Source organism: Streptococcus sp. 2021WUSS126, from assembly GCF_044427255.1.
GTDB lineage: Bacteria > Bacillota > Bacilli > Lactobacillales > Streptococcaceae > Streptococcus > Streptococcus hashimotonensis.
Genome location: NZ_JAOTGI010000005.1, coordinates 75,336 through 93,607, shown reverse-complemented (window position 1 = coordinate 93,607; position 18,272 = coordinate 75,336). Strand labels below are relative to the sequence as shown.

The following is an 18,272-nucleotide window of genomic DNA, read 5'->3' as shown; positions in this document are numbered from 1 at the left end:
CATTTCCGAATGGTGCGTCTCGAAATCAAGCCTGGTTTCTTTGAAACTTTGGTGACAAACACCGATTATTCTCCAGAAAAATTAAAAGATCTCTATGCCTACAGATGGGGCATAGAGACCAGTTTTCGTGACCTAAAATATAGTATCGGTCTGACTCATTTTCACGCGAAAAAGAAGGAAGGGATTCTCCAAGAAATCTACGCTCGCTTTATCAACTTTAATGTTTGTAAATGGCTAACCTCACACGTTACCATTAAAACATCAAAGTTAAAACAGACTTATAAAATTTGTTTTTCAGACGCTGTTTATGCCTGTCGAAAATTTCTTAGAGAAGAACTTACTTCCTTCCAATTAGAAACCTACATTGCTAAGCATTTATCCATTATTCGACCCAATCGAACCTTCCAAAGAAAGATAAAAAGCCAGGCTCCCGTAAGCTTCACTTATAGAATATCATAATAGTTAAAAATTTGGGTTAAAAACCTTCCTTTTTGTGCGCCCTAAATACAAAAACTATTCCCGTTTTGTCATGAACTGCTCAGACGGGAATAGTTTCTTTAGCTGCTTAAATGCTTAACTTAATGACATTGCGCAAGAGCGGGGTAATTGATTACATAATTCCGAAGAAACGAGCAAGAATACCTACGATGAAGAGACCGATAATCATTGTGATTGGTGTTACTTTCTTCTTAAGCAAGTGCATGCAGAGGAAAGTAAGGAGAAGTCCCATCAAACCAGGAATCAAGCTGTTCAACTGACCTTGCAATGTTTGTGCTTGAGTTGGGTAAAGGCTAAGTCCGCTAAGGGCGTCACCCAAGATACCTTGAAGTTCAGTACCAGTTACAGTGCCTTCTGGGAAGACGATGTAAGCACCTTCTGACAATTGTTTTGCAGGAAGGTCAACGGTGAAGTTGATAGATACCCAACGTTGAACAAGAACGGCAAGGATGAACATACCAAGGATTGAAGCACCTTTAGTGATGTCTTGAAGGATACCACCAGACATGTCTTTAGTGATTTCGCTACCAGCCTTGTAACCAAATTCTTGTGTATACCAGAGGAAGGCCATACGGATTGCGTTCCAACCAAGGAAGAAGATGATTGGTCCCATGATATTCCCAGATTGTGCAAGTGAAGCACCAAGAGCACCAAGGATTGGACGAACAGTAAACCAGAAGACTGGGTCACCGATACCAGCAAGAGGTCCCATCATACCGATTTTCACACCTTGGATAGCTGTGTCATCGATTTCAGCACCATTAGCACGCTCTTCTTCAAGGGCAAGAGTTACACCAAGGATTGGTGAAGCAACGTATGGGTGTGTGTTGAAGAATTCCAAGTGGCGCTCAAGAGCAGCAGCTTGATCTTCTTTTTTAGTGTAAAGTTTTTTGATAGCTGGGATCATTGCATATGCCCAACCTAAGTTTTGCATACGCTCATAGTTCCATGAACCTTGAAGGAAGGTTGAACGCCACCAAACTTTTTTACGATCGCTTACGGAAAGTTGAATTTTTTCTGACATGATGAATCTCCCTTCTCTTAGTAGTCTTCAAGGATGTCGCCGATTGGGTCGTTAGATGAAGCACCACCGTTACCTGATCCGCCTTGTTTTGACAAGTTGAGGTAGATAAGCGCGATTGCAACACCGATAACACCAAGTGCGATAAGTGTCAATTGGCTGATAGCAGCAAAGGCAAAACCAAGTGCGAAGAATGGCCATACTTCACGAGTTGCCATCATGTTGATAACCATAGCATAACCTACGGCAACAACCATACCACCACCAACGGCCATACCACCTGACAACCAAGCTGGCATTGCTTCAAGTACTGATTGAACAGCTTCTGCAGGAATTGCAAGAAGAAGAGCTGCAGGAACAGCGATACGCAAACCTTGGAGGAGAAGTGCAAACAAGTGGTAACGTTCTACAGCAGCGAAGTTTGCATCTTTAGCAGCGTTGTCAGCACCGTGTACAAGACCGACTGAGATAGTACGAACGATCATTGTAAGGAAAAGACCAGCTACGGCAAGAGGGATAGCAGTTGTTGTTGCAACGGCAATACCTTCAGTTGAGAAGTCGCCACCTTTGATCATGATGATTGCAGCAGCTACAGAAGCAAGAGCAGCGTCAGGAGCAACAGCTGCACCAATGTTTGCCCAACCAAGTGCAATCATTTGTAGAGAACCACCAAGCATAACACCTGCAGCCAAGTTACCAGTCACAAGACCGATAAGGGTACAAGCTACCAATGGTTGATGGAATTGGAATTCGTCAAGGATACCTTCAAGACCAGCGAAGAAGGCAACGATGACAACGAGAATTGCAGAAATAAGTGTAATATCTGACATGTTGTAATCCTTTCTATACTAACAGATCGATTTATTGAACGTTTGCCTTGTTGATAAGTTCAAACAAGTCTTTCTTCGAATCGTTTGGTACTTTACGCACATCAAATTCAACGCCAAGGTCACGCAATTTTTCAAAGGTTGCAACGTCATCTTTGTCCATTGACAATACGTTGTTAACCATTGTTTTACCAGTTGAGTGAGCCATAGAACCAACGTTCAATTCTTTGATTTCAACACCACCTTCAATTGCTTCAAGAGCTTCTTGAGGAGTTTCGAAAAGAATCAAGGCGTGAGTGTTACCAAATCGAGGGTCTTTAGAAACCTCAATCAATTTCTTGATTGGGACAACGTTCGCTTTTACGTTACCAGGTGCAGCTTGTTTGATGAGTTGTTTACGCAATTCATCTTTGGCAACTGTATCTGATGCAACGATGATACGATCTGCTTTGGAAGCAGGAGTCCAACCAGTCGCCACTTGACCGTGCAAGAGACGAGTGTCGATACGGGCTAAGTTGATTTTCAACTTGCCATCACCGATAACAGTACCTGGAGGGATAGCACCTTGTAGTGCAACAGGAGCAGCATCGGCAACAGGAGCAGCTTCAGCTGGTTGAAGTTCTTCTGGAAGAACTTTGATACCATCTTTTGCTTCCTTGATAATGTTTGCCGCAACTTCTTCCACGCCAGCAGTAGCGTTAATCATACGCTCTGTGTAAGCTTGGATAAGCATTGGCAAGTTTAGACCAGTGATGATAGCAAACTTACGATCTGGATTTTCACCAGCTACACGGCTCGCTTGGTTGAATGGTGAACCACTCCAAAGGTCAGCCAAAACCAAAACTTCATCATCGGCATCGAATGCGTCCACAGCAGCATTTAGCTTAGCGTATAAATCATCTGGACCTTCACTTGGCATAAAAGTAACAACTTGTACTTTTTCTTGTTCGCCAAAGATCATTGAACCTGACTGATGAATACCAGCAGCAAATTCGCCATGACTTGCAATAATGATTCCAATACTCATTATTGATCCTCCTAAATTTTTCTTGTTCATGTAAAAACCATTGAATGGGCTTTCATGTTCGAACTATACCATTATAAAACGTTTTCAGTACATTTGTCAAGTAGGTTTGTGTTAAAAGTGCAAAATATTTCCGAAACTTTTCATAATCGTGTTTCAGAAAAGTGATAAAAATATGCAACGAATATGACAAAAACCTGACAGTTTATCAGGTTTTTTGAAGTCTATAAAAATAGGTTTTCTAGTTCACGTGCGACACCATCTTCAAAATTAGCAAATGCTGTCAATCTGTCGGCATGTGGACGAAGTGTATCGCTACAATTTTTCATGGCATAGGCTGTTCCTGCTAGGTCCAGCATCTCAACATCGTTATGCTCATCGCCGAAGGCAATTAAGTCGCTAGGAGAGGCTTGGTAGAGGTTAAGAACATAGCTCAGAGCGGTTGCCTTATTGACACCTTTTGCACAAGTTTCGAGGATATTTAATGGTCCACCCCACGTATTGATTTCTAATTCATCTTTGAAATAGGCATTCATTTCTGTTGCAAGTTCATACTTATCAGTTGCACGAGTTTGCATAAGGATGGAATGAGGATCGCTGGTAATTAACTCAGGTCTGATGAGTGTATCTGGAGTAATCTGTTCAACCCCCATCAGAGCTGGATCGATCTTGTCTAAGTTCTTTTGAGTGATGTAGAATTTATTCTTGTATTCACCAGCAATAAAATCTGCCTCAAATGTTTCTTCTTCTTTTAGAAATTCTAGTAGGTATTTTTTGTCGATTAAAATATTTTGTTCCCATTGCCATTTCTTTCCAGGGATGTGAACTAAAGAACCGTTGAAATTAATCATGGGAGTATCCAGTTCTAGTTGGTGGTAATATTTTTCAGCCATTCGATAGGGGCGACCTGTGGCAATAAGAACGGTGTGTCCTGCTTGGCGGACCTTCTTTATAGTGGAGATGGTATAATCAGATAATTGACTATCATTATTGAGCAATGTGCCGTCCAAATCGATAGCAATGATTTTTTTCTTCATATTTAATGGCATTCCTTTCTAGATTCGTTATACTAGTTTTTAATAGCAAAAAGTGTTTAGGTAGTAGTTAGCCTGCTGAGAAATTGTTTTATGCGTCAAAGAATAGTACTTGTAGGTAACCATATCTTGAACTAATAATTTCCAGTATAACAAAAGGAGATAATAAAAGCAAAGAAGCAATAAATTTTTTATAGATTGTCCGCAAGGTCTTCAATGTTCGTTATTCACGAATATTAAAGACTGAAAATCAACAAAATAACGTTTTCAAGATTAAAAAACTTGAAATTATAATGTTTTTTGATTATAATGTTTTTATCGTTCGTAAATTAAAGGAGAAATGAAAAATGGATCAATTTTTTAAATTGAAAGAACACGGAACGACGGTTTCAACAGAAATTATGGCAGGTCTTACGACTTTCTTTGCCATGTCCTATATTTTGTTCGTTAACCCGAGCGTATTGAGTGTGGCAGGTATGCCGACTCAGGCAGTCTTTTTAGCGACAATTATTGCGAGTGCTGTATCAACGCTTGTTATGGGATTATTTGCTAACGTACCTTACGCCTTGGCACCAGGTATGGGGTTGAATGCCTTCTTTACCTATACAGTGGTTATCGGTCTTGGTTTTACTTGGCAAGAAGCTTTGGCAATGGTTTTCCTCTGCGGTTTGTTTAACGTTTTTATTACTGTTACAAAGGTTCGTAAGAGCATTATTAAGGCGATTCCGATTAGCTTGCAACATGCCATCGGTGGAGGTATCGGGGTTTTCGTTGCCTATCTTGGTTTTAAAAACTCTAATTTAATCACCTTCTTGACATCTGGTTCAGATATTATTACTGTAAATGGTGTTGCTCCGGCAGATGCAACAGCCGAAACATTCTCAAACGGTGTTTTCTCTGTTTTTGCAGGTGGAGGTGTTGTTCCATCTATTTCAACTTTTACTGAACCAAGTGTTCTCTTGACAGTGTTCGGTCTCCTCTTGACAGCTGTTTTGGTTATTAAGAACGTGCGTGGTGCAATTTTGATTGGTATTATTGCAACAACTGTAGCTGGAATTCCAGCAGGTGTTGTGGATCTGTCTACAATTGATTTTGCAAACAACAATATCGGTACAGCCTTTGCGGAGCTTGGGACGACTTTCTTAGCAGCTTTTGGTGGTCTATCTTCTCTCTTTGCTGATTCAAGCCGTCTACCACTTGTTTTGATGACTATCTTTGCATTCAGCTTGTCAGATACCTTTGACACACTTGGTACCTTTATCGGTACAGGTCGTAAGACTGGTATTTTCTCAGAAGAAGATGAGAAAGCTCTCGAAAATGGTACAGGCTTTAACTCTAAGATGGACAAGGCGCTCTTTGCAGATGCGATTGGTACCTCTATCGGTGCACTATTCGGTACTTCTAACACGACAACCTACGTTGAATCGGCTGCAGGTATCTCTGCAGGTGGTCGTACTGGTCTGACAGCTGTTACAACAGCGGTTCTCTTCCTTCTTTCAATTCTTATCTTGCCATTTATCGGTATTGTACCAGCAGCGGCAACAGCTCCAGCTTTGATTATTGTCGGTGTTATGATGGTTTCATCATTCCTAGATGTGGATTGGAGCCAATTCGAAGATGCTCTTCCAGCCTTCTTTGCAGCCTTCTTCATGGCGCTTTGCTTCTCAATCTCATACGGTATTGCAGCAGCGTTTATCTTCTATTGCTTGGTAAAAGTTTCGACAGGTAAGGCTAAAGAAATTCACCCAATCCTTTGGGGTGCTACAGCTCTATTTATTCTGAACTTCATCATTCTAGCCATCTTGTAATCTGTTTATTATCCTTGAACTGATTTTCATTTGAAGGTCAGTTTTTTATTATGTGACTTTTAGTCCGTCACGCTCCGTAAGGTGCGTAACAAATAAACCACCCGCTATGCGGGTGCGCGACGAAGGTTATACCAAAAAACTCCAAACGCGATACAATAAAGGTGTTCAAGCCTATTGTAAAGCGAGAGGAGAAAAGTATGGCACAAAAGGCACATAGTTTATCACATACAAAGTGGGCTTGAGATATAATAGGGATACAGAGAAAAAAGCTTGATAATTCGGGGCTTTCAGCACTGTATCCCTATTTTAAGAATCATATTTTTTCACGCACTCAATGTAACAGATCTTATCGAATTACAAGTTATGTTTTGTCGTATTTTTAATAGATTGCTGATAGAACTCAATTTTATCATCTAAATTTTGAAGATACTCAGTCCATTTTAGTTGCTGTTCTAAAACATAATTCCTGTGTAATTGGAGAATTTGTAATCGTTCAGGCATTGTAATCGAGCCAACATATCGTAACTCGGAATAATGTTGAATATCTTTGATAAGCATTCCTGTTTCTTTCAGCCGTCTTATAAATTTTATCCACTCTATATCGCTTTCTTTATAATATCTTCTACCATTTTTGTCTCTATCTACTTTGAGTAATCCTTTTTTTTCGTAGTAACGAAGGGTGCTTGCCGGAAGATTTGTTTTATTTGCAATTTCGCCTATTTTCATTGCAGATGACTCCTTTCCTAATTTTTAAAATTCATAAGTAAAAGAACTTGACTTAAACTAAGGTTTAAGTAGTATAGTTATATTATAAAAGAAAAAAGGAGGTGAATTCAAGTGAAAAGTAAACGATTTGAAATAGGTTTAGAACAATTACAAAAAATTGATGGTGTGAGTGGCGAAAAAGTTATACAAACATTAGAAGATATTGCTCCAGATTTAGGAGAATATATTATCGAATTTGCATTTGGAGATATTTATAGTAGACAAGGACTTTCTTTGCAAGAAAGAGAAATGATAACTATCACAAGTTTATTGACATTAGGAGGGTGCGAACCACAATTAGAAGTTCATATTAATGGATCCTTAAATGTGGGAATATCTCCAGAAAAAATTATTGAGACATTTATTCAGTGCATTCCGTATGTGGGTTTTCCAAAAGTCTTAAATGCTACATTCGTTGCAAAAAAAATCTTTTCTGAAAGGAATCTTACTTTAGGTAGTAACACAAACGACGGGCGGTAATATATCACTAATAAAAAATAAAGGAGCTATGTGGAATGAAATAACGAGTGATTTTTCACTGATTTTTTGCTGAAAAACCAAAAATCATAATTTTTGAAAGAGGACTATTTACGCCAAAGTAGGTTTGGATAAGGACTTGCAAGCCTTTCTTATCAGCCAAGAGGGTTTGGTAGATGTTTAGGAAAAGGGCTTTTTCTTCAGCAGTCAAATCCTTGACCAAGCTAGGTTCGTCCAGCTGGATTTTTTCAGCACCAAGCTCTGCCAATTTTTCAAAGACTTGTCCGTAGGCTGCAACTAAGCTATCAACGAAATCAGTAGCAGTTAAACCTTCTTCAAAATCAGTTAATTGTAAGAGTGTGAATGGACCAATCAAAACTGGACGAGTTGTGATACCCAAGTCCTTTGCTTCTTGGAATTCATCGAAAATCTTATGACCTGCTAGTTTGATTTCTGTGTCTTTTTCAATAGCTGGAACGATATAGTGGTAGTTGGTATTGAACCATTTTTTCATCGGTCTAGCACGAACGTCCCCTTTTTCTCCTTGATAACCACGTGCCAAAGCGAAGTATTTTTCAAGGTCAGTCAAGTCAAGTTCTTGAACTGCTTTAGGTACGATGTTGAATAGTACTGCTGCATCCAAAACATTGTCATAGTGGGAGAAGTCGTTGCTTGGGATTTCAGTAATGCCTACTTCTTTAACAATATTCCAATGTTTAGCGCGCAATTTTTTGGTAGCAAGCAAAAGTTCTTCCTGTGGAATTTCATTTCTAAAGTATTTTTCAGTAATAAATTTTAATTCACGGTGTTCTCCGATTCGCGGGAAGCCGATAATGGTAGTCGTCATGGTTTTTCCTCCAAAATATTTCTATGCCCCTATCCTAACAGAAAAAACGACTCTTGTATAATTGTAAAATTTTAGGGAAAGTTATAATTTTTGGCTATAACGGATTGAAAGGGAACTGCGTTTTATGATATTTCTTCTATATAAAAGCTTGAAAACACGCCTGTTTATCAAGATTGCCTTTTTTATGCTGGCTCCAGCATAGTTTTTTCTTAAGCGTGGTATAGATTTTATCTATGAAACTGCCAAAGGCAAACTCTTGTTTGTGAGTAATTGTTTATAGGTAATTCTGATAGTTATTTTTTATCAAGCCATAAAACTTCTATATTAGACAGGACTAGGTAGTCATGCTACATTGGAGAAAAATGAAAGAAAGGGGCTTTTTATGGGAAAAGTTATCATTGGAATTTCAGGAAACGAGCAAGAATTTCCAACTAAATCTGGTAGAACTTATGTAACCGTTGCGAGTGAATTGGCAGATGGTGTTCGTCAGGCTGGTGGTATACCGATGGTTATTTCTATGGGAACTCCTGGCTTAGCCAAGGACTATATCAACATGATTGATAAGTTGATTTTATCAGGCGGTCAGCATGTAGACCCAAGTCTATACGGTCAAGAGCGCTTGATTGATAGTAATGATTACCTCTTGGAACAGGATGAATTTGAACTGGCTTTGATTGAGGAAGCCCTTCGTCAGGGAAAACCAATTTTTGCAGTCTGCCGAGGGATGCAGTTGCTGAATGTTGCTCTAGGCGGAAGCTTGGAACAAGAGGTGGCTCATCATTGGCAAGATGGTATTGCGGGGACATCCCATCGTTTACAAGTGAAACCTAAAAGCCGAATCGGTCAACTGTTTGCCCAAGGGAGCCCTATTAATTCCTTCCATCAGCAACGAATCAAAGAATTGGCTCCAGGAGTGGTGGCGACAGGTTTGGATCCTAGGGATGGTACGATAGAAGCTTATGAAAGTAGGGGGAACCAAGCTTTGTTTGGTATCCAATGGCATCCAGAATTTTTGTACAATGATTGTAAGCAACATCGAGACCTATTTCAGTATTTAGTAGATATATTTTAAGAGGGGTATCCCTCTTTTTATTATCAATACTTATAATTGCAAGGGTATTTGTTATAACGAAAAGTTATAACTTTCTATAAAAAAAGTCAATTAGTCAGAAAGAAAATTCTGTGTTAAGATAGATACAGTTCTAATTTAAGGAGATCATTTTATGAAATTAAAAAAATTGTTTAGTTTGGCAACAGCTGCTTTATCAGTAGGTGTACTTGCTGCATGTGGTAACTCTTCTTCAAGTTCAGATTCATCTGCAACAACTGTTCGAGTAGGTGTGATGAGCTTGAGTGAGTCGGAAGAAGCTCGTTGGAATAAAGTTCAAGAAATTCTCGGGGACGAAGTGAAGTTGGAATTCACTCAATTTACAGACTATTCACAACCAAACAAGGCAGTAGCTGAAAATGAGGTAGACATCAACGCATTCCAGCACTATAACTTCTTGAATAACTGGAATGAAGAAAATGGTGAAGACTTGGTTGCTATTGCGGATACTTATATCGCACCAATCCGTCTTTACTCAGGTACAGCTGATGGAAAAAACAAGTACACTAAAGTGGAAGAAATTCCAGATGGTGCAGAAATTGCGGTTCCAAACGACCCAACAAACGAAAGTCGTGCTCTTTACCTTCTTCAAGCAGCTGGTTTGATCAAGGTTGGTGTATCTGGTACAGAATTGGCAACTATTGCTGACATTACTGAAAACAAGAAAAACTTGAAAATTACTGAGTTGGATGCAAGCCAAACAGCAAGCTCACTTAGCTCAGTTGATGCAGCAGTTGTAAACAACACATTTGTGTTGGAAGCTGGTTTGGATTACAAAAATGCCCTTTACAAAGAGCAAAAAGATGAAAATTCAAAACAGTGGTACAACTTGATTGCAGCTCGTAGCGATTGGGAAAAATCAGAGCAAGCAGCAGCGATTAAGAAAATTATCGAAGCCTACCACACGGATGAAGTGAAAAAAGTTATTGAAGAGACTTCAGACGGTATGGATGAACCAGTTTGGTAAAATGTAAATAGGTCGAGGACTGAACAAAGTTGTTCAGCCCTCTATCTGTTTTTATAGAGATAAGAAAAAATCTCTTAACCAAAGTCAGATATGCGGGAGAATGTTTGATTTTGGTTAGTAGATTTGATTGATTTTTCATTAAGTATAAGGAGGAAGTATGGCAGATAGTAAAATTCAAGCATTTGAAAATGATGCGATTATTCAAACTTATTTTGAAAAGTTGAAGGTCTTGATTTCAAAGAAATCTATTTTTGCTCAGCAGATTGGTTTGTTGGATGTGGCGACTTACTTGAAAGAGATGTTTGAAGAAGCTGGTGCAGAGGTTATTTTGGATGATAGTTATGCAGCACCCTTTGTCATGGCTAAGTTTAAGGCTTCGGTGCCAGATGCGAAAACATTGATTTTCTACAATCATTATGATACAGTACCTGCAGATGCCGATCAGGTCTGGGAGAAGGGCAACCCCTTTGAATTGACCATTTCCGATGGCTATATCTATGGTCGGGGGGTAGATGATGATAAGGGCCATATCACAGCTCGTCTGTCGGCCTTGAAAAAATATCAAGCTAGACAGAATGGCCATTTACCAGTCAATGTGATTTTTATTATGGAAGGGGCAGAAGAGTCAGCTTCTGTTGACTTGGACAAATACCTTTCAAAATATAAAGAACATTTGATCGGTGCTGATTTACTTGTCTGGGAGCAGGGGCATCGCAATAGTTTGCATCAGCTAGAAATTGCTGGGGGAAATAAGGGAATTGTGACCTTTGATCTTCAGGTTAAATCAGCTGACTTGGATATTCATTCTTCTTATGGAGGTGTCATTGATTCGGCAAGCTGGTATTTATTATCAGCACTTCAATCCATGCGGGCTGCTGATGGACGAATCCTGATAGATGGCATTTACGAGCAAGTGCAAGGGCCAAATGAGCGTGAATTGGCCTTGGTGGAGGAATTTGCACTGGCGACCAGTCAGTCTATGAAAGACATTTATGGCTTGACCCTATCGACCTTGGTAGAAGACCGTCGTGAATTTCTGAAGCGTCTGTATTTTGAGCCATCTATTACCATTGAAGGCTTGTCAACTGGCTATCTTGGTCAAGGGGTCAAGACTATCATACCAGCTCAGGCTTCTGCAAAAATGGAGGTCCGTCTGGTTCCTGGTTTGGAGCCACACGATGTTTTGGACAAGATTCGCCAGCATTTGGACAAGCATGGTTTTGAAAAAGTTGAGGTTATCTTCACTTTGGGGGAAATGAGCTACCGAAGTGATATGTCCCATCCTGCCATTGTCAATGTGATTGAATTGGCTAAAAAATTGACACCAGAAGGAGTTGCTGTCTTGCCGACTTCTCCGGGGACAGGCCCTATGCATACCGTCTTTCATGCTCTAGGTGTGCCGATTGCAGGATTTGGATTAGGAAATGCCAATAGCCGTGACCATGCCGGTGATGAAAATGTCAGCATCGCTGACTACTATAGTCATGTTGAATTAGTAGAGGAGTTAATTGCAAGTTATGAGTAAGGAAATGATTAAGCTAGATAATATTGATGTAACTTTCCAGCAGAAAAAACGTACCATCGAAGCGGTCAAGGATGTGACCATCCATATCAATCAAGGGGATATCTACGGTATCGTAGGTTATTCTGGTGCTGGGAAATCTACCCTTGTCCGTGTCATCAATTTGTTGCAAGTGCCGACAGCAGGTAAGATTACCATTGATGAGGATGTGATTTATGAGGGGGATAAGGTTACGCTGACTCCAGCTCAATTGCGGAGCAAACGTCGCGAGATTGGGATGATTTTCCAGCATTTCAATCTGATGGCTCAGATGACAGCAGAAGAAAACGTAGCCTTTGCCCTTAAGCATTCTGGCTTGAGCAAACAGGAGAAGAAAGAAAAGGTTGCAAAGTTGTTGGACTTGGTAGGACTTTCTGACCGTGCTGAAAACTATCCAGCTCAGTTGTCTGGTGGTCAAAAGCAACGTGTTGCCATTGCCCGTGCCTTGGCCAATGACCCCAAAATCTTGATTTCTGATGAGTCTACTTCTGCCTTGGATCCGAAAACGACTAAGCAGATTTTGGCACTCTTGCAGGAATTGAATGAAAAATTGGGCTTGACCATTGTTATGATTACCCATGAGATGCAGATTGTAAAAGACATTTGTAACCGTGTGGCTGTTATGCAGGATGGTCACTTGATCGAAGAAGGTTCCGTTTTAGAAATCTTCTCTCATCCAAAAGAAGAATTGACACAGGACTTCATCAAAACAGCAACAGGAATTGATGAGGCCTTGGTGAAAATTTACCAGCAGGATATTGTTAAGAATTTGCCTGAGAATAGCATTTTAGTGCAACTCAAGTATGCTGGTTCCAACACGGATACGGCAATTGTCAATGATTTGTATAAATTCTATCAAGTATCTGCCAATATTCTTTATGGCAATATTGAAATTTTGGACCATACGCCAGTCGGTGAGATGGTAGTGATCTTATCAGGTGAACCTGGTCAGTTGCACCGTGCGATTGAGGCAGTGACGGAGGCTCGTGTGGAAGTGACGATTTTGAAAGGAGCGAACTAGATGTTAGAATGGATTCAAACGAATTTTCCAGATATTTATAAATTGGGCTGGGATGGTCAGACAGGTTGGTTAACACATTTTAATTTGACCCTCTATATGACCTTTGTTTCCTTTGCTTTTGGTGGCTTGATGGGCTTGGTTTCTGGTTTATTCTTGGTCTTGACTGGTCCTCGGGGTGTCATTGAAAATAAGACGGTTTACTGGATTTTGGATAAGGTAGCTTCTATCTTCCGTGCCATTCCTTTCATTATTTTGTTGGCGGCCATTGCTCCTTTGACGAAAATTATTGTTGGGAAAACGATTGGTACGGAGGCAGCTTTGGTACCGCTCGCTCTTTCAGTCTTTCCGTTCTTTGCCCGTCAGGTTGAAGTGGTCTTGTCAGAATTGGACCGCGGAGTCATTGAGGCCGCTCAGGCTTCAGGAGCGACGTTCTGGGATATTGTCCTTGTCTATCTGCGTGAGGGGCTGCCCGACTTGATTCGTGTGACGACCTTTGCCCTTGTTTCCTTGGTCGGCTATACAGCCATGGCAGGAGCTATCGGAGCAGGTGGTTTGGGACAAGTTGCCCTTTCCTACGGTTACTTGCGTTACAATGACGATGTGACCTTTTTAGCAACTCTTTTGATTTTAGTTATCATCTTCGTAATCCAGTTTATTGGAGATTTCTTGACGAGAAAGATTAGTCATAGATAGTAAGGAAATCAGGCATTTCGCATTTTGATTTATTAATTGCTTTTTTAATAGCTATATTATACAATGAAAGCAACCAAATATTTACTGCCACCGGGTAGTCATGCAACAGCATTTTATGAACGTCGTTAGGTCTTTGAAGATGTTCATAGGGTGCTGATTTTGTATAAAAAAGGAGCAAGAATATGTCACATTTTGTTGTTGATTCATCTTTTTGGCGTCTATTTCCAGATGCAAAAATTGGAGTTCTATTATTGAAAGATTATAAAACGCCATCAGAATCACCAGAAGATTTAGTGAAACTACTGGAAGAAAGTAATGAAATTGCCCAGAAATTTCTCACAGAAGATACTTTTAGTGAAAATGAAGTCATCCAAACGTATCGCCAAGCTTATCAAAAATTCAAAACTAAAAAAGGTGCACGTTCTAGTATTGAAGCCCTTTTGAAGCGTTCTGCTAGTGACCGTCCAGTTTCGACAATCTCGCCCTTAGTGGATATTTATAATGCAGCAAGTTTGCGTTTCGGTCTTCCATGTGGTGCAGAAGATATAGATACATTTGTAGGCAATCTCCAACTAACGATCACTGAAGGTGGAGATGAATTCTATCTCATTGGTGATGAAAATAATAATCCAACTCTACCAGGTGAAGTTTGCTATAAGGATGATAAAGGAGCCGTTTGTCGTTGTTTCAATTGGCGCGATGGTAAGCGAACCATGATTACGGATGAGACAAAGAATGCTTTCTTGGTCATGGAGTTGGTCGATTCTGATAGAGTAGAAGATTTGGAAAATGCCCTTGATTTTATCAGTCAACACGCAGAAAAATTCTTAGGAGTAGTACCAGAAAAATATCTACTAGATCGCGATACGCCTGCAATAGCCTTGTAGGATTTGTCAGCGGGATTGTGTTCGGATAAATAGTGGTCTTTCTAGACAAATGCTGATTTTTCTGCTACAATACTAAGCATGAAAGAAGGTTGTTTCAAAAGCCTGTCTAGCGAGCTTGGGAGAGTGAAAGCCAAGCCAGTCTTGAAATAATTGGCGCTTTCCCAGTCGTGACCACGTCCGACTCAATCAGAATCATACAAATGAAGTAATAAATTAGGGTGGAACCGCGTTCTCAACGCCCCTATGTCTGTTGACAGGGGAAGAGAATGTGGTTCTTTTTGTCTGCCGACCGAGTATTTCTTGTTTTTCATCTCAAGGTGAAAGACAGCTACTATAAAGAAAGGAGACCAATGTTCACCTTAGAAAATATCAATCGAGGTCATGAACAGTTTACTGGGCCTGATTTTCCCAAACTGATTGCCTATTTTAAGGACTTGGGTATGGTGGAAAATACTGTGGATATCCAGTCTGGACAGGTTACCTACCGCTCACAGGCAGGTCAAGCTCTGGAAAAGACGGGCTATCAAGTGATGATACCTGTTTCGGACCAAGCCAATCTGGACCAGTTTGTGACTATCTTACGCAATCATCAGGCTGGATAAACAGATTTCCCTACCTTCTGCCAAGAAACAGCAGAAGCAGGCATTTACAAGTGGGTCATTGACCTAGCAGCCATGACCTGTTCCTATCTGGACAAGGCAGAGCAGGCTGTTTTTGTGGAAACCATACCGAGTGTGGAGAACTAGCAATTTTGAAATATAATAGAAAGAAGGAAGAATATGTCTAAAAAACTTACATTTCAAGAGATTATCTTGACCTTACAACAATTTTGGAATGAGCAGGGCTGCTTGCTCATGCAGGCTTATGATACGGAAAAGGGTGCGGGTACCATGAGCCCCTACACTTTCTTGCGTGCGATCGGTCCTGAGCCGTGGAATGCGGCTTATGTTGAGCCAAGTCGTCGTCCTGCGGACGGTCGTTATGGGGAAAATCCCAACCGTTTGTATCAGCACCACCAATTCCAAGTGGTCATGAAACCATCGCCTTCTAATATCCAAGAGCTTTACTTGGAGTCTTTGGAGCGTTTGGGCATCAATCCTTTGGAGCACGACATTCGTTTCGTTGAGGACAACTGGGAAAACCCGTCAACAGGTTCAGCAGGTCTGGGTTGGGAAGTTTGGTTGGACGGTATGGAAATTACGCAGTTTACCTATTTCCAACAGGTTGGTGGCTTGGCGACAGGTCCAGTCACAGCTGAAGTAACCTATGGTTTGGAGCGTTTGGCATCCTATATCCAAGAAGTTGACTCCGTTTACGATATTGAGTGGGCAGACGGCGTTAAATACGGTGAAATCTTTATCCAGCCAGAATATGAGCATTCAAAATACTCCTTTGAAGTATCAGACCAGGATATGCTCCTTGAAAACTTTACTAAGTTTGAAAAAGAAGCAGAGCGGGCTTTGGAAGAGGGATTGGTTCACCCAGCCTTTGACTATGTGCTCAAGTGTTCTCACACCTTTAACCTGCTGGATGCCCGCGGAGCCGTGTCTGTAACTGAGCGTGCAGGCTACATTGCCCGTATCCGTAACCTTGCCCGTGTCGTTGCCAAAACCTTTGTGGCAGAGCGTAAAAAATTAGGTTTCCCACTTTTAGATGAAGCAACACGAGCAGAATTGTTGAAGGAGGACGCAGAATAATGACAAAGAATTTACTTGTTGAACTTGGCTTGGAAGAAATTCCTGCCTACATCGTAACCCCAGCCATGCACCAGTTGCGTGACCGCATGGCGACTTTTTTGACAGACAACCGTTTGGCCTTTGACAGTATTGATGTCTTTTCAACGCCACGCCGTTTGGCTGTTCGTGTCCGTGGCTTAGCGGACCAGCAGACAGACCTGACCGAAGATTTCAAGGGTCCTGCTAAGAAGATTGCCTTGGATGCAGACGGGAACTTCACCAAGGCGGCAGAAGGTTTTGTCCGTGGCAAAGGCCTGACGACAGCTGACATCGAATTCCGCGAGATCAAGGGTGAAGAGTATGTCTACGTGACAAAACACGAAGCTGGTCAGCCAGCTAAGGCAGTCTTGGCGGGCATTCCAGAGGTCTTGAAAGCTATGACCTTCCCGGTCAGCATGAACTGGGCTTCCAACAAATTCGCCTACATCCGCCCTGTCCACACCTTGACCGTTCTCTTGGATGACGAGGCATTGGATATGGATTTCTTGGACATTTCGTCCGCTCGCATCAGCCGTGGTCATCGTTTCCTTGGAAATGAAACCGAGATTGCAAGTGCAGATTCTTACGAGGCAGACTTGCGTGAACAGTTTGTCATTACAGACCCCGCAGAGCGTCAAAATATGATTGTTGAGCAAATCAAGGCTATCGAGGACAAACACAATGTGACGGTTGAGATTGATGAAGATCTGCTCAACGAAGTTCTCAACCTGGTCGAGTATCCAACTGCCTTTATGGGCTCCTTTGATACCAAGTATTTGGAAGTGCCAGAAGAAGTCTTGGTGACTTCCATGAAAAACCACCAACGTTACTTCGTAGTGCGTGATAAATCTGGCAATCTCTTGCCAAACTTCATCTCCGTTCGCAACGGTAACGACCAGTATATTGATAATGTCATCAAAGGAAATGAAAAAGTTTTGGTGGCTCGTCTGGAAGACGGTGAGTTCTTCTGGCGTGAGGACCAAAAACTCAAGATTGCTGACTTGGTAGAACGTTTGAAGGTCGTGACTTTCCATGAGAAAATCGGCTCACTTTACGAGCACATGGAACGTACCAAAGTTATCGCAGAAAAACTAGCTGACTTGGCAGGCTTGTCTGCGGATGAAAAAGCGGATGTGGCACGTGCGGCGGACATCTACAAGTTTGACCTCTTGACAGGTATGGTCGGCGAGTTTGACGAATTACAAGGGATCATGGGTGAGAAGTATGCCCTTCTTGCAGGGGAAAAACTTGCGGTGGCAGCAGCAATCCGTGAACATTACCTGCCAAATTCAGCAGAAGGCGAATTGCCTGAAAGCAAGGTCGGTGCAGTCTTGGCACTGGCTGACAAGTTTGATACCCTTCTCTCCTTCTTCTCAGTTGGCTTGATTCCGTCTGGCTCAAACGACCCTTACGCTCTGCGTCGTGCGACACAGGGTATCGTGCGGATCTTGGAAGCATTTGGTTGGGAAATTCCATTGGATCAGTTGATTGCGGAGCTCTACAGCTTGAACTTTGCCAGCTTGACCTATGACAACCAGCCAGCTGTGATGGACTTTATCCGTGCTCGTGTAGAGAAGATGATGGATAAGGCGATTCCGAAAGACATCCGTGAGGCTGTACTTGCCAGCTCAACCTTTGTGGTCCGACTACAACTGGCAGCCAGCTCTGCTATTTTCCAAAAATCAAAAGAGGCTGACTATAAGGAAGCTGTGGAAAACTTGTCACGTGTCTTCAACTTGGCTGAAAAGGCGGAGGTGACTGCGATTGACGAGGCCCTCTTTGAAAATGACCAGGAAAAAGCCCTTGCTGCTGCAGTGGCAGGCTTGGAGCTGACAGAAGACATGGCAGGCAACTTGGACAAGCTCTTTGCTCTTAGCCCAGTCATCGCGGCCTTCTTCGACAATACCATGGTCATGGCAGATGATGCGGCAATCAAAGCCAACCGCTTGGCTCTACTGAAAGCCTTGGCGGATAAGGCAAGTGCTGTGGCGGTCTTCAATCTCTTGAATAGTAAGTAGG

General features: G+C 41.5%; 16 protein-coding genes and 2 pseudogenes. 12 read left to right on the top strand and 6 right to left on the bottom strand.

Annotation, left to right across the window (positions count from 1 at the left end):
• On the top strand, window positions 1-459 hold a 459-nt coding region (locus ODU39_RS04005), incomplete at its 5' end, for a transposase (protein WP_398581434.1).
• A 151-nt stretch (window positions 460-610) separates the two neighbouring features.
• Here the strand turns inward: ODU39_RS04005 and ODU39_RS04000 are convergent.
• The 4 genes from ODU39_RS04000 to ODU39_RS03985 form a co-directional block, all read right to left on the bottom strand.
• Window positions 611-1,522 carry a PTS system mannose/fructose/sorbose family transporter subunit IID gene (locus ODU39_RS04000; RefSeq protein WP_253221667.1) on the bottom strand — a complete coding sequence of 304 codons (912 nt, stop codon included), beginning with the start codon at window positions 1,520-1,522 and terminating at the stop codon, window positions 611-613.
• Window positions 1,523-1,539: 17 nt separating this feature from the next.
• Window positions 1,540-2,349 (bottom strand): PTS mannose/fructose/sorbose transporter subunit IIC, encoded by an 810-nt coding sequence (locus ODU39_RS03995; RefSeq protein ID WP_024384519.1) that lies wholly within the window; start codon window positions 2,347-2,349, stop codon window positions 1,540-1,542.
• A 31-nt stretch (window positions 2,350-2,380) separates the two neighbouring features.
• On the bottom strand, window positions 2,381-3,373 hold the full coding sequence (locus ODU39_RS03990; protein WP_208580682.1) for a PTS sugar transporter subunit IIB: 993 nt from the start codon (window positions 3,371-3,373) through the stop codon (window positions 2,381-2,383).
• A gap of 221 nt (window positions 3,374-3,594) precedes the next feature.
• Complete coding sequence (locus tag ODU39_RS03985; protein ID WP_105248697.1) at window positions 3,595-4,407, bottom strand: Cof-type HAD-IIB family hydrolase; 813 nt, start codon at window positions 4,405-4,407, stop codon at window positions 3,595-3,597.
• A gap of 344 nt (window positions 4,408-4,751) precedes the next feature.
• Here ODU39_RS03985 and ODU39_RS03980 point away from each other — a divergent pair, with 344 nt between their 5' ends.
• The gene (locus ODU39_RS03980) at window positions 4,752-6,212 is read left to right on the top strand and encodes an NCS2 family permease (RefSeq protein WP_024414516.1); all 1,461 of its coding nucleotides are present in this window, start codon (window positions 4,752-4,754) and stop codon (window positions 6,210-6,212) included.
• Between the two features lie 354 nt (window positions 6,213-6,566).
• Here the strand turns inward: ODU39_RS03980 and ODU39_RS03975 are convergent, their stop codons facing one another.
• The gene (locus tag ODU39_RS03975; RefSeq protein WP_024412957.1) at window positions 6,567-6,938 is read right to left on the bottom strand and encodes a MerR family transcriptional regulator; all 372 of its coding nucleotides are present in this window, start codon (window positions 6,936-6,938) and stop codon (window positions 6,567-6,569) included.
• 105 nt (window positions 6,939-7,043) lie between these two features.
• Between ODU39_RS03975 and ODU39_RS03970 the strand changes: the two genes are divergently transcribed.
• The gene (locus tag ODU39_RS03970; RefSeq protein WP_024412958.1) at window positions 7,044-7,457 is read left to right on the top strand and encodes a carboxymuconolactone decarboxylase family protein; all 414 of its coding nucleotides are present in this window, start codon (window positions 7,044-7,046) and stop codon (window positions 7,455-7,457) included.
• A gap of 112 nt (window positions 7,458-7,569) precedes the next feature.
• Here the strand turns inward: ODU39_RS03970 and ODU39_RS03965 are convergent.
• Window positions 7,570-8,301, bottom strand: a pseudogene (locus tag ODU39_RS03965) (5-methyltetrahydropteroyltriglutamate--homocysteine S-methyltransferase); the annotation flags it as partial.
• 382 nt (window positions 8,302-8,683) lie between these two features.
• Here ODU39_RS03965 and ODU39_RS03960 point away from each other — a divergent pair.
• The 9 genes and pseudogenes from ODU39_RS03960 (at window position 8,684) to glyS (ending at window position 18,271) form a co-directional block, all read left to right on the top strand.
• Window positions 8,684-9,373 carry a gamma-glutamyl-gamma-aminobutyrate hydrolase family protein gene (locus tag ODU39_RS03960; protein ID WP_398579945.1) on the top strand — a complete coding sequence of 230 codons (690 nt, stop codon included), beginning with the start codon at window positions 8,684-8,686 and terminating at the stop codon, window positions 9,371-9,373.
• Between the two features lie 151 nt (window positions 9,374-9,524).
• Window positions 9,525-10,376: a MetQ/NlpA family ABC transporter substrate-binding protein gene (locus ODU39_RS03955; protein ID WP_024384525.1), complete on the top strand. Its 852-nt coding sequence runs from the start codon at window positions 9,525-9,527 to the stop codon at window positions 10,374-10,376.
• 157 nt (window positions 10,377-10,533) lie between these two features.
• The gene (locus tag ODU39_RS03950) at window positions 10,534-11,901 is read left to right on the top strand and encodes a M20/M25/M40 family metallo-hydrolase (RefSeq protein WP_174853486.1); all 1,368 of its coding nucleotides are present in this window, start codon (window positions 10,534-10,536) and stop codon (window positions 11,899-11,901) included.
• Window positions 11,894-12,958 carry a methionine ABC transporter ATP-binding protein gene (locus tag ODU39_RS03945; protein ID WP_398579944.1) on the top strand — a complete coding sequence of 355 codons (1,065 nt, stop codon included), beginning with the start codon at window positions 11,894-11,896 and terminating at the stop codon, window positions 12,956-12,958. The genes ODU39_RS03950 and ODU39_RS03945 overlap by 8 nt, the downstream gene beginning before the upstream one ends.
• Window positions 12,959-13,651 (top strand): methionine ABC transporter permease, encoded by a 693-nt coding sequence (locus ODU39_RS03940; RefSeq protein ID WP_398578382.1) that lies wholly within the window; start codon window positions 12,959-12,961, stop codon window positions 13,649-13,651.
• Between the two features lie 182 nt (window positions 13,652-13,833).
• Window positions 13,834-14,538, top strand: coding sequence for a B3/4 domain-containing protein (locus ODU39_RS03935; RefSeq protein ID WP_398579943.1), 705 nt, complete (start codon window positions 13,834-13,836; stop codon window positions 14,536-14,538).
• Window positions 14,539-14,804: 266 nt separating this feature from the next.
• Window positions 14,805-15,284, top strand: a pseudogene (locus tag ODU39_RS03930) (DUF1398 domain-containing protein).
• Window positions 15,285-15,317: 33 nt separating this feature from the next.
• On the top strand, window positions 15,318-16,235 hold the full coding sequence (glyQ, locus tag ODU39_RS03925; protein ID WP_002939388.1) for a glycine--tRNA ligase subunit alpha: 918 nt from the start codon (window positions 15,318-15,320) through the stop codon (window positions 16,233-16,235).
• On the top strand, window positions 16,235-18,271 hold the full coding sequence (glyS, locus tag ODU39_RS03920; RefSeq protein ID WP_398579942.1) for a glycine--tRNA ligase subunit beta: 2,037 nt from the start codon (window positions 16,235-16,237) through the stop codon (window positions 18,269-18,271). The genes glyQ and glyS overlap by 1 nt, the downstream gene beginning before the upstream one ends.
• The last annotated feature ends 1 nt before the right edge of the window (window position 18,272 follow it).